This is a genomic window from Photorhabdus sp. S10-54 (genome assembly GCF_963878145.1).
Taxonomy (GTDB): Bacteria; Pseudomonadota; Gammaproteobacteria; order Enterobacterales; family Enterobacteriaceae; genus Photorhabdus; species Photorhabdus kayaii.
In genome coordinates this window covers 69,774-86,860 of the sequence record NZ_CAWNXG010000018.1, presented here as the reverse complement: position 1 = coordinate 86,860, position 17,087 = coordinate 69,774, and the positions used below count along the sequence as shown (strand labels likewise).

3 protein-coding genes are annotated in these 17,087 nt (G+C 48.4%); all 3 read left to right on the top strand.

What is annotated here, in order from left to right; all coding sequences use genetic code 11:
- Positions 1–129: 129 nt before the first annotated feature.
- Genes AACQ83_RS12125 through AACQ83_RS12115 form a run of 3 tightly spaced genes read left to right on the top strand, consistent with a single transcriptional unit; the run spans position 130 to position 17,046 of the window.
- Entirely contained in the window at positions 130–12,558 is a 12,429-nt protein-coding gene (locus tag AACQ83_RS12125; protein WP_112877919.1) for a hybrid non-ribosomal peptide synthetase/type I polyketide synthase, read from the top strand.
- Positions 12,555–13,820 carry an MFS transporter gene (locus tag AACQ83_RS12120; RefSeq protein ID WP_112877905.1) on the top strand — a complete coding sequence of 422 codons (1,266 nt, stop codon included), beginning with the start codon at positions 12,555–12,557 and terminating at the stop codon, positions 13,818–13,820. The genes AACQ83_RS12125 and AACQ83_RS12120 overlap by 4 nt, the downstream gene beginning before the upstream one ends.
- 28 nt (positions 13,821–13,848) lie before the next feature.
- A complete protein-coding gene (locus tag AACQ83_RS12115; protein WP_112877904.1) occupies positions 13,849–17,046 on the top strand; it encodes a non-ribosomal peptide synthetase in 3,198 nt (1,065 codons plus the stop codon).
- Positions 17,047–17,087 lie beyond the last annotated feature (41 nt).

The window sequence follows — 17,087 nt, the reverse complement described above, 5'->3', positions numbered from 1 at the left end:
TGTCACGAAAACGGCCGACAACCAGGAACGATAGTTTTTACGGCAATCACTAAGCTTCAAGAACCCTTTTATCTTAGGAAAAATGTTGTGAGTAATCATTCAAACACCTCATCAAATGTTCCGTTCTTATTGCCAACACCTGCTCAACGCAGGCTATGGCTTATTAGCCAAGGAAATATGGACTCAGCATTATATAACGTGCCATTTTCGTTACGTTTGCGTGGTACGTTAGATAGGAAAGCGCTTGAACAAACTATTATTTTTATGATTGAGCGTCACCCCGTGTTGCGTTCACAATTTCATGTTCTCAATGGAGAATTGCAGATAACGTTGCATCCGCAGTGGCCTGAATTACGTATCAGTGATCTCAGCTATTACTCCCCGGAAGAATGCGAAACCAAAATAAAGTCAATCTATAATAACGAAGCCAGATATTGTTTTAATCTCAGTAACGATTTGCCTTTTCGTTGTTTATTGCTTCGTCGGCAAGAAAACGATCATCAGTTGATATTTACGCTTCACCATATTGTATTTGATGATTGGTCTACTCACGTTTTTCTTAATGATTTTAGCCATGCCTATAACCAGTATAAAATCGGTCAACAACCTAAGTTGGCAGCAATTACCTACCCGCATGTCAGTGACTCTGTAACAGATATTCATATGAATAGCGCCCGTCGGCAACGCTTACGCGACTATTGGGGAAAACAGTTAGCGGAATTGCCTGAATTACATAAATTACCCACAGATCGGCCGCGGCTATTGGAACAACGGGGATGTGGCGCGGTATATCAGACGTCACTTCCTCTATCTTTCGTTGGACGTATTTCTAAAATCTGCCAACGTTATGGATTAACACCTTATATGGTGGCGATTTCCGCTTTTGCAGTATTACTGAATCGTTATTCACACGATGACGACATCGTTATTGGCAGCCCATTTGCGAATCGTCACAGTATTGATGAACATGTCCGTCTTGGCTTTTTTATCAATTTGTTACCACTGCGTTTTCGCTTTAATAAAGGGATAAGTTTCAGTGATCTATTGGTCCAAGCGCGCGATATATTGCTTGATGCATATGAAAATGCTGATTTGCCGTTTGATGAGATTGTCGATGTGGTACAGCCCCTGCGTTCTCTGAGCCATCCCCCTGTTTTTCAGATTATGTTTGATTATTTGAAGAGTCCGGGACAAGCATTGCAACTGGGTGGATTAGAAGCAGAAATACAATTTATCCATTCTGATACTGCTAAATATGATTTGACGTTATCGATAGAAGAATCCCCGACCTCACTACTCTGTCTGGTTGAATTTGATACCGATTTGTTTGATAACCTCACCATTATTCGCATGGTGAATCACTATGAGAAATTGTTGGATTCCTTGTTAAGTGAACCTGAACGTTCTGTCGCCACATGTAGCATGTTGCCGCCAGAAGAGCTGGAAACACTGGCTCGCTTCTCTCGGCCGGCAGAACCTCTACCTATATTGGAATTTATTTCAGTAGCTGAACGCATCAAGTCACAGGTGCGTAATAATCCAGATGCACGAGCGATTGTTTGGCGTGATCAACGTTTCACCTATGCTCAACTGGACGAGTACGCGCAATGCCTGCTCGCGAAGATGCGCCAGTGTGGCGTTGGGCCGGGTAGCCGGGTTGCAGTATTGATGAGCTACCGGCCAGAAATTGTCATCTCTTTTTACGCTATTCTCTCTGCCGGTGCGGTTTATGTGCCGTTGTCCCCCTCTGATCCTCGCTTCGCCGATAAGATAAATGATGCACAGCCAGTACTGATCCTCACCAGTGAACAGGATGCTGTTAATTTGCTTGATTTTCGTGCCATTGTGCTGGAAGTTGATGGGCTGTTTCGTCAACCAGCGCCGCCGGATGTGCAACCAATCTGGTCAGTTCAGGAGAGTGATTCAGCCTATGTTATTTACACTTCTGGTTCAACCGGTAATCCAAAAGGAGTAGAGGTAAGCCACGGTAGTCTGCATGCATCGTTCCATGCCTGGTGCCATGACTATCGTTTCACCCAACCCGGTGAGCCGGTATCACTACAACTTGCTGCACCTATTTTCGATCTCAGTATAGGGGATTTCAGTCGTACTCTGGGCTGTGGTGGATGCTTGGTTATGTGTCCGCGTGAGTGGTTGCTAGATGCCCCTGAAATGCACCGCTTAATGATGAGCGAAGGCGTGACCTTCGGTGATTTTCCTCCTGTGGTACTGCGTCAATTAATTCAGTTCTGTCAGGATAATGGGAAACGTCTGGATGGATTATCAACACTGGTATGTGGTGCTGATGTCTGGTTTGGTCATGAGCTGCATACAGCACAAGCGCTGTGCCGCCCAGACGCGCGTATTCTGGGTTCTTACGGTGTAACTGAAGCAACCATTGATAGCACTGTTTTTGATCCAGAAACACATCCATTGGAAGCCGGGCGAGTAATTCCATTAGGTAGGCCGCTGGCTAGCTGTGAGCTATTCATTGTTGATAAACACCTGCAACAAGTGCCGATTGGCGTTAGTGGTGAATTATTGATTGCGGGTGTTACCGTAGCAAAAGGATATCTCAATAATCCTCAACTCACGGCAGAGAAATTTATTACCGGCAAATTCGATAGCCAAGGCCGTTTTGTGGCAGACAATAACAATAATAGCAGTACGCGATTCTATCGTACCTCAGACATTTGCTGTTTCCTGGCTGACGGCACTATTGATTTCATGGGACGCAGTGATCATCAGGTTAAAATTCGCGGTTTTCGCGTCGAGTTAGGCGAGGTGGAGAGTGCATTACTGGAACACACAGATGTGCACCAGTGTGCGGTTGTCGCCTGTAATGACAGTACAAATAATAAAGTGCTGGTCGCCTATGTTGTGTCATCGGCTGATACTGACAAGTTACGTGGTTATTTGTCCCTGCGGCTACCCAGCCATATGATGCCGCGTGCTTTGGTGTTTCTCGATAAATTACCAACCACCCCTAACGGGAAGGTTGATCGCAAGCGCTTGCAAGTTCCAGATTTTTCGCTACCAGAAAATCAGGAATCTATGGCAGAACCGACTAACGCCTGTGAAGAACAATTGCTGGCATTATGGAGAACAGCATTAGGGGTTCAGGTCATCGGTACGGAAGATAATTTCTTCTATTGTGGTGGCAATTCATTAATTGCTGCCAATCTGATTACACAGATCAATAAGACATTTAATGTTCAGCTTAAGCTTTCCACTATTTTCAATCATCCGACTATCGTCGGGTTAGCCTCGTTACTGGACAGTATTGAAAAGGACAGCGTTAAAAAGAGCGGTGCGAAACAGAGTATTACTGTGCAACACGTTTCGCAGGTCAGTGATTTACTCTCATTCGGTCAGCGCAGTTTGTGGTTGATTGCCATGCAACGGCCGGATGATTGCAGTTACAACTTGCCTTTCACATTGCGACTGCATGGTAATCTGCATTTTAGTGCATTAATGCAAGCGCTGAATGACGTCATGCAACGTCACGATGTATTGCGTACCACATTCTCTAGCCAAGTCAGCAAAGTAAGCGGGCCGGATGGAACATCCAGTTTTGAACCCAGTTATCAGGTTGCGTCTGCATTAACGCTAACCCTGCGCCAGCAAAATATCGCCGGCGATGAGTCAGCTCTGGCACCGAAGTTGCGGGAAGAAGTGATGGCAAGTTTCAATCTCGCCAATGGGCCACTCATCCGTGCAGTACTGTTTACGTTATCCCCGCAAGAGCATGTGCTTTGTATTACTCTGCACCACATTATTTCCGATGGCCGTTCGCTGGCAATACTTTTTGATGAGTTACGGCACTGCTATCAGGCACGTCTGGTCGGTAAGGTCCCCACACTACCCGTGTTGGAAGCAAACTATGGGCATTTCATTACCTGGCAGCGCACTCGACTGACTGAACCAGCGGTACAGCAACAGATTCATTTCTGGCGTCAACAATTGGCGGATGCGCCAGCGACTCTGATACTGAATGAGATGGCTGCGCCAACTGACGAAGCGGCTGCAATAAGTTGTGTTGTTCCCCAGGTGTATGTTGAAGGTGTAGAGAAACTGGCTCGCGAGCAAAACTGTACACCGTTTATGGTCTGGTTGAGTTTATTTGCACTCCTGTTGCGCCAGCAAAGTGGTGAGCAGGATCTTATAGTCGGAACACCGGTGTCACTGCGCACCATACCTACATGGGATGCACTGATTGGCTACTTTGCTAATACTTTGCCGGTACGTATCAATAGCGGTAAGTTGCAAACTTTTCAGCAACTCTTGATGCATACGCGACGGGTTAGTCTCGACATCCTTGAAAATCGTGATTTGCCGTTCGATTATTTGGTAAAAACACTCAATTTGCCTCGTATGGCAGGTAAAAATCCTGTTTTCCAAACTATTTTTTCCTGTGAATTGGATCAATCAAACGATGCAACATTGGGGGACATGAAGGTTTCAGACGTCGAGTTGGGGGACTATCGCGCCAAAATTGATTTGGAACTGGCTATTAACCGGGTAAATGGTCAGGTTTACGCTCACTTTATGGCAATGCCGGGGGTGTTATCTGCCGTTACTCTGGGACGGATGAGTAAGCATTTGCTGGCTATGTTGCCACAAATCATTGAAAAACCAGATACTGCATTGGCTGATTTGTTGGCGATTAATTCTGGCGATATTGCTCAACCAGAACTCGCTGTTGATAAACCACAGGGGCTGTTTCAGTTATTTCAGCAGAACCTGTCCCGGTATAGTGAACATGTGGCGCTGGAAAGTGATGAATTAAGTCTGAGTTATCAGCAGCTTGATACATTGACGGCATATGTGGCGCAGCGACTACAACAAGCAGGTGTAGGCCGTGGTGATCGAGTTGGCATTCTGATGGGGCACCATCCACATAATGTCACGGCGATGCTGGCAATTAACCGGATCGGTGCGGTGTTTGTGCCGCTGGCTCCTGATAACGCCGAACCAGCAAATCGGTATGTGATTAATAATGCGGAAATAAAAGCGATATTGTGCCGAAATGAAACAGCGCCTCTGTGCCAGCGTCTTGGTCTGGCGGCAATTAATATCGATGAGTTAGATATAGCCAATGCACCCTATATGACTATGGAGGCGATCTGTCAGCCGGATGATTGTGCTTACGTTATTTACACTTCTGGCTCAACGGGTAAACCGAAAGGTGTTGCTGTCACCCACCGCAGTGTCTGCCATAACATTCTGGCAATCCGCGATGAGCTGAGGCTTGAACCTTCTTCTCGCATAGTGCAGTACTCCTCGCCCGTGTTTGATGTGATGTTGGGAGAAATTTTTCCAGCGCTTGTAGCGGGTGCTTGCGTGGTCTTCGGTAAGAAACAGCAACTGTTGCCTGGCAGTGATCTGACAGAGTGGCTGGCACATAAACAGATTACGCATATGTGGATTGTACCTTCCGCGTTGGCGATAGTGCCGTTAGTACCGCTGCCTAATCTCCAGGTGCTTATCGTAACCGGTGAACCTTGTATGCCCGAAGTCGCCCAACGTTGGTCTGTAGGGCGCAGGCTGATGAATGGATACGGCCCTACTGAATGTGCGATTGTGGTATCCCTTACCGATTATCATGCCGAAGGACAAAATCTAGTGCTGCGTCCAATGGGCGATGTCCGCTTCCATCTGCTTGATGAACAGAGAAAGCCCGTGGCACCGGGGGAAATGGGTGAACTTTATTTAGCGGGAACCTGTGTTGCACAGGGCTATTTGGGTATGGATGAAAAAACCGCTGAGGTGTTTTTACCCGATAGCTTTGCACCACAATTAAAGGCTCGTATGTACCGTACCGGCGACATGGTGCGCCAACGCATGGATGGCACACTGGAGTTTGTTGGTCGGGTTGACCGTCAGGTAAAAATCCGTGGTCATCGAATTGAACTGAATGCTGTGCGTGCCGCCCTAAGTGCGTTACCGGGTGTACGTCAGGCCGAAGCGCTGGCGATCACCGATAGCCAAGGGAATAAAGAGTTGGCGGGATACATTGTCGGCGAAACCAGCCGCAGTGAGATCCTGAGCGAATTACGCCAACAGGTTAATGAAGTGATGGTGCCAACAGCGCTGTTCTTCCTTGATGCCCTGCCTACCGGTATTACGGGAAAAGTCGATCTGAAAGCGTTGGCTGAAATGAAACTGACACGTGCCGGTCAGCATCAATCTTCTCCTTTGCCAGCCAAAGTTGTGTCATCACTCAGTCGCGTTGAGGCTATCTGGCGTGAACTGCTGGAGAGGGATGAGATCGGTTATGACGAAAACTTTTTCGATGCTGGCGGCCACTCACTACGGGTTATGGCGCTATTCCAGCAATTGAATGAGGCGTTTGGTGGAGGCTTGTCTGTGACCGATATTTTCGCTCATCCCACCATTCGACAACAGGCTCAACTACTGGACACGCTATCGCAGCAAAAAACACCTGTTGCAGTCGCAGTCACACCGCTGATAGTCACTGAAAAGAGAGCAAGACCAACGTTGGATGTTTCGACTCAGGATAGCAATGCCATTGCGATCATTGGTATGACTGGCCGCTTCCCACAAGCGCCAGATCTCGACACTTTTTGGCAGCAGTTGTTGGCAGGTTACGATGCCAGTGTGGAGTTGTCTGACGAGGAATTGTTACAACGTGGCGTCGATCCAACGCTGTTAAGTCACCCACAGTTTGTCAGACGCGCACGTTTGCTGGAGGGTTGTGCGGAGTTTGATGCACGTTTCTTTGGTTATTCATCACGTGAAGCGCAGGTGATGGACCCGCAACAGCGGTTGTTTCTTGAAATGGCATGGGAAACGCTGGAACTATCTGGCTATGGCAATGATAGTACACCGCGTTCAGTAGCTGTCTTTGGTAGCAGTGGCTTCAATTATTACCTGCTGGAAAACGTCATGCCAAATAAAGACCGGATGCACCTCGACCCCGGTCAGTGGCAAATAGGTAATGACAAGGATTTTATCGCTACACGTACTGCTTACAAGCTGAACCTTAGCGGACCGGCTGTCAGTATTGGCACCGCTTGTTCGTCATCACTCACCGCTATTCACTTTGCCTGCGAAAGCTTACGACGCGGTGAATGTGACATGGCATTGTCAGGTGCTGTAGCGCTGGACCCGCAACAGGTTGGCTTTGTCCATGTCAGTGGTGGAATTATGTCTCCAGATGGCCTTTGCCGACCATTTGATGCGGCGGCCAACGGTACAGCCAGCGGCAGTGGCGGTGGGATGATATTACTAAAACGTCTGTCCGCTGCTTTAGAAGATGGCGATACCATCCATGCGGTAATTAAAGGTTCTGCTGTCAATAATGATGGTGCACAAAAGGTGAGTTACACGGCACCAAGTATTGACGGCCAATCTTCAGTGATCAAAGACGCACTACGTAATGCCGGGGTATCGCCTGCCAGCATCAGTTATATCGAAGCACATGGTACGGCGACCTCTTTAGGCGATCCAGTAGAAATACGTGCGCTGACTCAGGCTTTCCTGGAACAATCTGATGGTGAAGTGTTACCTGTAGGGAGTTGTGCAATAGGCTCTGTGAAAGGAAATATAGGACATATTGATGCTGCTGCCGGTATAGCCGGTGTAATCAAAACCGTGTTGGCGCTGCGTCACCAGACTTTGCCACCAAGTATTCACTATCATCAAGCCAATCCTGCGATCCACTTCGAACAGACCCCGTTTTCTGTAATCAATACAGCATGCCCTTGGCCGCAAACAAGTAAGCCACGTCGTGCCGGTGTAAGTTCTTTCGGCATTGGCGGCACTAATGCGCACCTTATTCTGGAGGAAGCTCCGCGTCAGCAAGATGTCCGTATATTAGATAACGAGCGCTGGCATCTGCTGCCGATTTCAGCGAAAACGCCACAAGCGCTAATTCAGCAAGGGGAACGCTTGGCAGTCGCACTGACTACCGGTAATGAGCCATTGGCGGATATTGCCGGGACTTTGCAGCAAGGACGCAGCGCTTTCAGTGAGCGTGCTTTTGTTGTGGGAAGAGATCGGGAGCAATTAATCAATCAACTACGCCGACTATCACCACAGACTAAGACTATGAGTCGCAAACAACAGCCTCGATCGGTGATTTTTATGTTTCCGGGACAAGGCAGTCAGTCTATTGAAATGGGTCAATCGCTCTATCTACGTAATGGTGTATTCCGCCAGCAATTTGATCGCTGTGCCGAACTGCTACAGCCACACATCAAACTGGATATCAGGCAGTTAATTTATCCGCAATCGGAACGCGACAATGCTGTCAGCCGGTTAAATGCTACACGTTATACTCAGCCTGCGCTGTTCACTGTTGAGTATGCGCTGGCCCGCCAGCTACAAGCTTGGGGTATTACCCCCCAAGCAATGATTGGTCATAGCCTCGGTGAACTGGTTGCGGCCTGTGTAGGGGGTATGCTTGAGCTGGAAGATGCACTGGCATTGGTAGCAAATCGAGCTGCAATCATGCAGCGCCAGCCCACAGGGGCAATGCTGGCGGTACAGGCATCATCTGAACGTATGGTTTCGCTGGCACCAGAGTGTGAATTTGCAGCGCTCAACGGGCCTGAACAGTGCGTGATAACTGGCAGCCATGACAATATTGCGGTACTGGAAGAGCAATGCAACAAGGCAGATATTTCTTGCCGGCGACTAACGACATCACATGCATTTCATAGTTCATTGATGGATGCTGCCGCGCAACAGATGCGGGAATTCAGCGCAGGCTTCACGCTACAATCCAGTACCATTCCGATGATATCCAATATCAGTGGCAGTTGGTTCAGTGAACAAGATCGCGATAATTCTGGTTATTGGGGAGATCATCTGCGTCGGCCGGTACGCTTTTATGATGGTATTCTTACGTTGCTGAACCATTTTGACAATCCAATCCTGCTTGAAGTCGGTCCAGGGCGTGCACTGACCAGCATGCTGAAAGATCTACAGCAGAAAGGCCAGGCTCAGACACTAACCACGATGCGCCATACTCACCAGCAGAAACTGGATGAAGAGGTACTGTTCAATACCATCGGGCAATTATGGCAGCAAGGAGTCGCTATCGATTGGGCTGCATTTGGTCATTCACACAAATTACATCGGGTTATACTGCCTGTGTATCCCTTCCAACGCCAACATCTCTGGCTGGCACCTCCTGTCACTACATCAGCCGCAGTAATGAATACACTACCGGCTTTCACACAGTTATCAGATAGAGAGGGAGTCACACAGTTTATTTGTAAGCTAGATGATAATGTCTGGTTTATTGATGAACATCGCATTTTCGCAGGGAAAGGTGTATTACCGGGCACAGGTTGCCTGGAATTAGTGCGCCGTGCTTTTCACGAATTGCAACCCGGGGGCACAGCTACTTTCAGTGAAGTTTACTTCCCCTCACCGTTGGTACTATCGTCAGGTGTTGAACGTCAGATACGCATCAGCTTGACCACCATTGATCGTAGCTTTGCCTTTACGCTGGAGTCTCGCGATGATGGTAATGATATGTGGCAACTTCATGCAAACGGCAACGTTACTGCCGTATGCTCTCCACCAGCAGAGATTGCTTCACCTTATGAGTTACGTCGGAATTTGCAGCTTGAAGCAGTTGCAGAGGCGCCGGAGCGGTTCAATCAGGCATTTGCTGACTATGGACCGCGCTGGCAATGCATTGCAGGTGTGTGGATGGGTGATCGCTGTGCGTTGGCACAGTTGCGACTCAATCAGGCATTTATCGATGATTTGCCTGATATTGCATTACATCCGGCTTTGCTCGACTTAGGCACGGTGTTCTTACATGCCTGTCTGTTGCCGGGTGATGCTTCAATACCGTTCCATTATGGTTCGCTGACGCTGCACCAGCCATTATGCGCCGAATTTTACAGTCTGGCGGTTGAAACGGCTCCACGGACTTATGACATAACGCTATTTAGTTGGGATGAGAGCCAGAATTGCAAGCAGGTGCTGGTTGAAATCCACGGTTACAATTTACGGCAGTTCAATTCTTTACCATTCCAGCCAGCAAGCGAGTCGAATGTAGTACGGTGGTGTCGTTACCCTCGATGGTTGCCGAAGCCTCTAGGCGAAGCAAAACAGAATCATGCGCCGTGGTTGATTTTTGGTGCCCAAGCCGCTGAGCTGAGTGATTTATGGGAAGCGGCGGCGCCCGGCAGTATCGTTGTTGAAGATGCTGATGAATTTCTGCAACAGAGTACCTACCGCTTTCGTTTGCGTAAGGATCAGCCCGAAGATTATCAACGACTGATAGATTGTCTGATACAGCAACAAATGCTACCAGAACGTATTATCTGGTGCTGGACTGCGGCAGGAATTTCTCAACCAGAGGCTGCATTTGAACAACTGGCGGCTGCAATTAAAGCGCTTACCGGTCATCACAGGGTTTTTAATATTACCCTAATTTCCCGTGGGTTACAGGCAGCCAAGGTGCTGGAAGCCTGTAATGCCGCACCCGCGCTTGGTTTGATCGGAATATTGGCGGCCGAGTACCCAGGGTGTTCTGCACGTCATATCGATCTGGATGATGACACTATTGCTACATATCAATCGCTGATTGCGGAACTGTATACGGATATGCAACCGGAAGAAGCAACAGAAGGAATACCGGTTACCAGCATTACGCTTAAGCAGGGTGAGCGTGAATTGCAGACATTTACTGAGCTTGATGAGATCCCGCACCGGCAAATTCTGCGTGATGGCGGTGTTTATCTAATTACTGGTGGGCTGGGAGGTATCGGTCAGTCACTGGCGCGTCACATCAGCAATAAATGCAGTAAGGTTAAACTCGGTATTTTGAGCCGCCGGGGAACTAATGCGGCAAGTGAAGCTTTACTCGATGTGTTACGGAAATCTGGTGCTGAAATCATGATGCTGTGCGCTGATGTTGCTGACGGTGTGGCATTAAATGAAGCATTGGCACAGATGAGAGCAAGATTTGGTGCTATCAACGGTGTGATTCATTCAGCGGGTATTGAAGCCAGTGGATTGCTGGAGCATGGCACGTCGCAGGATTGGCGGCATGTGATGGCGGCAAAAGTCAGTGGTACACAGCAATTGATGACGGCGATGAGTCAGGACTCTCTCGACTTTGTTCTGTTGTGCTCTTCACTTGCCTCATTGGTAGGTGGAATGGGTCAGGCAGACTATGCGGCGGCGAACCGTTATCTTGATGCTGTGGCACACTACTGGCGACAGCAGACTATACCGGTAACGTCAGTTAACTGGGATACCTGGGCAGAAGTGGGTATGGCCGTGGATTATGCTGCACGCCGTCAAGAAAGTGTGATTGGTCTCAGTAATCAAGAAGGCTGCGCTATTTTCGATCTGGCTATTGCCGGAAGGGAAGCACAGGTCGTTGTCAGTAAATTTACTCCTGTTCGGCGCGTACAATTGCAGAATTCATCGGCGATATCTGATTCTGCCAGCCCAGAGGAAGCAGTTCGTCAATTGTGGTATGAGCTACTGGGTGAAGAGACGATTAACCTGGAAGATGATTTCTTCGAGCTGGGCGGTCATTCGCTGTTGGCAACGCAGATGATCTCCCGTTTGCGTGACCATTTCCAGCACTGTCTGACGCTGGCGGAGTTTCTCGAACAGCCGACGATGGCACGTGTTGTCCGTTCACTATCTGACGATAAAAAGAGCCTGGCTCCTGAAAATGCTCATATCCGCTACTGCCTGGTACCAATTAATCACGGCGGTAATGGTAATTATTCACCTTTCTTTTGTGTGCCGGGTATGGGAGGCAATGTTACCCAATTTATGCCCCTGGCCGCGGCATTACCACGAGAACTGCCATTTATCGGTATGCAATATTTGGGGCTTGATGGAAAAACTGCGCCGCACCAATCGGTGGAAGAGATAGCAACACATTATATTGCCTGTTTGCGCTCGGCTCAAAAACAGGGGCCATATCATATCGGAGGTCATTCATTGGGCGGCAAAGTGGCTTATGAAATGGCACGGCAGCTTCATGCTGAGGGAGAAAGCATCGGTTCTCTGGTGCTACTCGACTCTGCCGCGCCACCCTATGCACCGGTTCCGTATCAGGAAGATGCTGATATTGCCAAAGTTATTCTTGGTATTTTTGCCTACTACACTGACCGACTGGAAATGATCGACAGCTTGGATGACGACGAAATGCGTGCATTACCCCGCGAGGCGTTACTAAGCTATATCAAAGAGCAGCTAAAACGTTTCTCGTTGATTCAGGCGCAGAATGATATGGGCTCAATTAACGGATTGTTCAATGTCTATCGGGCTGCGTCGGATATGTCACCGAAATATCGTCCAATACCCGTACAGTTGCCAATTCCTATGCTGTTAGTAAAAGCGGTGGAACCACTACCGAAAGGGGTTGTTGTGCCGGAGATCCGCGAGACCAATGCCTGGGGTTGGGAGAAGTTCTCCAGCCTTCCCATTCGTATCGCAGAAGTGCCGGGGAATCACTATAGCTGCCTGATGGAAGAGCACGTAGCACATGTATCGCGGGCGATAATCCATCACTTTCCGTCAATAATAAAAGGAGGACAGGTATGAATGATTCTTCCCCAACGGTTCACCTTCCTGAAAACCGCCAGCATAAACGCCGATTGGCCGTGATCCTAATGACATTGGCTGTGGATGCTTTGGGTATCGGGATTGTACTCCCGGTTTTACCCGATCTGTTGCGGGAGGTTGCCCCTCAACCACCGGAAGCGGGTGTGCCGTTAATCGGGTTATTTGTCTCACTATATGCTTTTGCACAGTTCCTTTTCGCCCCATTGTTAGGGGCGCTTAGCGACGCTTGGGGAAGGCGGCCGGTATTGCTTTCAACACTGTTTGGCACAGCGCTGAGCTATACGCTGGTGGCGACAGCACCGTCGCTAGGATGGCTGGTGGCCGGTATATTTCTTTCAGGCTCCACTGCCGCCAGTACTTCCGCTGCATCAGCTTACGTAGCAGATGTGACACCAGAAGCACAGCGGGCAGCGCGTTTCGGTCTGGTCAGCGGTGTTCTTGGCTTCGGCATGGTTGCCGGGCCAGCCTTCGGAGGGTTATTGGGCATGATTGCACCACGCCTTCCGTTTGTGATTGCTGGTTCACTGGCAGCCGTGAACGCTATTGCCGCTATGTTCGTTCTGAACGAAAGTCTGACCAAAGAGAACCGGCGTTCGTTCGACTGGCGCCGTGCCAACCCTTTGGGCAGCCTGAAACTACTGGCGACGGATGGGGTATTGAGACGACTGGTTTATGCTTCAGCTCTTGGCATGGTGGCTTATGGCATTTTTCTGGCCTGTTTTGTCTTACTCAATGAAATGCGTTTGGGCTGGGGACCACGTGAAAACGGTCTGGCTCTCACCGGGCTCGGCGTCGGGATCATCATAACGCAAACTTGGTTGCTAAAAATGTTCGTAGCGCACTGTAACGAATACCGCACAGCGATCATCGGTTACGGACTCTATATGTTGGCGTTTATCGCTTATAGCCTGGCGGTATCACCACTTATTGTTGCTGGTGCAATTGCTTTGCATGCACTGGCGTTGATCAGCGATTCAACGCTTCGTGCTTTGATTTCATTGCGTGCCGGTAATGAGCGACAAGGGGAATATCTGGGAGCACAGAACTGTATGTTGGGTCTGGCTATCACTGCTTCACCGCTGTTGGGAGCATTATTGCTGCATTTTTCATCTAGCCAAGGACAATCTCTCTATTTTCAAGGGTTTCCCTTTGTTATTGCTGTCGTTGTTTGCTTCTGCGCCATATTGATTTTGCTACGTGGTTCTCAGGCAGACATCACATTACGCAATTTATATAAATAAAAATATCACCAGCCTGTGAGGATTAATTATGAAACAACATCAAGGGAGCTATTACCCCCTGACCGCAGCACAGCAGGAAATTTGGCTGGCTGAACAATTAAATGTAAGCGCAGGAATTTATAACACGGGTTGTTATATCGATATTTCAGGCGCTATCGATATTGAGACACTTAACTCGGCATTGTCCCAGTTGATAGATGAAGCTGAATGTTTACGAGTGGTGGTTGTACCGCACCCACAAGGACTACAACAACAGATTGTTACCTCTCCGCAATGGAAATGTCCGCTTATTGATTTATCTAACCATGCGGATGCGTTAACAGAAGCTGAAATCTGGATGAAAGCTGAATTGGTGCGGCCGATGGAGTTAACACAGGGGCCGTTGTTTGGTTTTGCGCTGCTAAAAATCAGTGATGACCACTATTTTTTGTTTATCCGTGTCCATCATCTGGCTAGTGATGCTTTTGGCACTACATTGCTGATTCAGCGGCTTGCTGAACTGTATACCCAGAAATTGACTGGCGCTGCTGAACTGGAAAATCCTTTCAGGCCTCTTAGCGATCTGTTGGCTTTTGACGAAGAATACCGCCGCTCGGAAAATTTTCAACATGACCGTCAGTGGTGGTCACAGTATATGGCAGGCCGAAGTGAGCCACAGAGCCTTGCCGTAGGGGCGAAACCTGGTCAGTTCGCCGATTTGGGTTCGTTCAGTTGCACCCAGTGTAAAATCCCGGCAAAGGTCAATGATATTCTGCGTACTCTGAGTGAAGAGAGTGGAAGTAGTATGGCTCAAATTATTATTGCAATCGTTGCTTCCTGGATTTCTCGTATGACCGATAAGCAGGATATTACTTTGGGTATGCCAGTAACTGCGCGTTCAGGGCGTATGTTACGTAGTATTCCAGGTATGGTATCCAATGTATTACCTCTGCGTCTGACAATAGATCCTGCTCATTCCATAGGTGACATTAGTAAGCAGGTCAGCCAGGAAATCCGCCAGTTACTCAAACATCAGCAGTATCGTTCTGAAGATATCTATCGTGATTTACAGCGAAATGGTTCTGCCCCCCGCTTGTTTGCACAGAATATCAATGTGATGCTGTTTAACAGCAATGTGAGCTTTGCGGGTAATTTGGGGCGTACCAAAAATTTGTCCAGTGGACCGGTAGAGGACCTCACTGTGACCATTTATTATCATGGCGAAGGCGACAGTTCGCAGTTTACGCTCGATACCAATGATAACCTCTACACTCCCCACGATATTAACCTTCAAAAATCTCTTTTTCAGCATTTCATCACTGAATTGCTGGCGGATATATCACGCCCCATTGGTGAACTGACATTGCCAGGTTGGCACATAGGAGGCAGCCTATTACCTGCACGGCGCACAGTATTAAATGAGGAAACTCTGACCTCGCGCTTTGAACAACAAACAATTACAATGCCAGATAGTGTAGCGCTGACTTATCAGCAGGAGAATATTAGTTATACGGTATTAAACCAACGTGCTAACCAACTGGCGCGCTATCTGGTATCACGGCAAATAGGCCCGGAACAGCGTGTTATGGTCTGCTTACCTCGTTCTATTGAGATGATGGTGACACTGCTGGCTATCATCAAGGCTGGTGCTGCTTACGTGCCAGTGGAGGCGGATTATCCGCAAAGTCGTCTTAATTTTATGATTGACGATGCTGAACCTGCTTGTGTGATCACCAGCAGTGAAATTGCGCAACGCCTGACAACCAATACCCCCATGGTATTGCTAGATGATCCCGAATTGATCACCCATCTGGAAATGCAAAGTGTTGCTGATCTGTCTGACAAAGAGCGCTTGCAACCGCTGATGTCAGCGCATCCTGCTTATATCATTTACACTTCTGGCTCCACCGGTGTGCCCAAGGGCGTGGTAGTGACTCATCATAATGTGATGCGTTTGCTACAAAGTACTCAGCGCTGGTTTAATTTCTCTGAAACTGATTGTTGGACAATGTTTCACTCTTATGCTTTTGATTTTGCTGTCTGGGAGTGTTGGGGAGCATTGTTGAATGGCGGAAGATTGGTGATTGTTCCCTGGGAAGTCAGCCGTTCACCTACAGATTTTTTGCAGCTTTTAGTTAGCGAAAAAGTGACGGTGTTGAATCAGACACCTTCAGCGTTTCAGGCGCTGATCCATGCTGATCGCGAAGCCCCTAAGCTTGGGCAGAGTTTGGTGCTACGCACGGTGATTTTTGGCGGAGAAGCGCTGAATGCGCATATTCTGGAGGAGTGGTATCAAAGGCACGATGACAACGCACCTCAGTTGATCAACATGTATGGTATTACTGAAACCACTGTACATGTGACCTATTTCCCTCTTTCACGTGAAGTCGTTGCTCAGCCTGCTTCAAGTCTTATTGGTGAACCTATTGATGATCTCGGTATTTATATTCTTGATGAGGCTCAGCACCCGGTTCCGGTAGGTTTTGTGGGTGAGATATATGTGGGAGGTGCAGGGGTAGCGCGTGGTTATCTGAATCGTCCTGAACTCACTGCTGAACGCTTTATTGCTGATCCTTTTATCGGCACAGATGCACGCATGTATCGCACGGGTGACCTGGCAAGATTGCGTCGGGATGGAGTACTGGACTTCCTTGGCCGCACTGACGATCAAGTTAAAATCCGCGGTTTCCGTATTGAATTGGGCGAGGTGGCGGCAGCGTTAAATGCGCACCCTGATATCGTGCAGTCTGAGGTCATTGTGCGTGAAGATGAAGGTCAACAGAAGCGGTTGGTGGGTTATGTCATTGCTCATAAGGGTATTACGCTTGAATCACAGTTAATACGGTCCAGTCTGACCACATGCTTGCCGGAAGCGATGATTCCAGCAGCAATAGTGCAGCTTGATCACTTCCCGTTGACCATTAACGGAAAGTTAGATCGTAAAGCGTTACCGAAACCCACGTGGAACAGTGTAGTAGTCAATGAAAGTGGCACCTTCAGCCCACAGGAACTCTCGCTTTGTCGTCTGTTTGCTGAGTTGTTGGGATTAGAAAATATCTCTCCAGAGGATAATTTCTTTGAGCTCGGCGGCGAATCTTTAGTTGCAATGCGGGTAATAGCAAGAGTGCGTAGTGACTTCGGCGTTGAAATAACGTTACGCGATCTATTTAACGCACCGAGGGTTAGACAACTGGCGCAGCGATTAAACGTTTTGCAGCAGGAAAATGAAGTAATCAGCCAGACCTAAATTTTTAACGCGATCATGCTGGCAAGTAAATAAAACAGAGG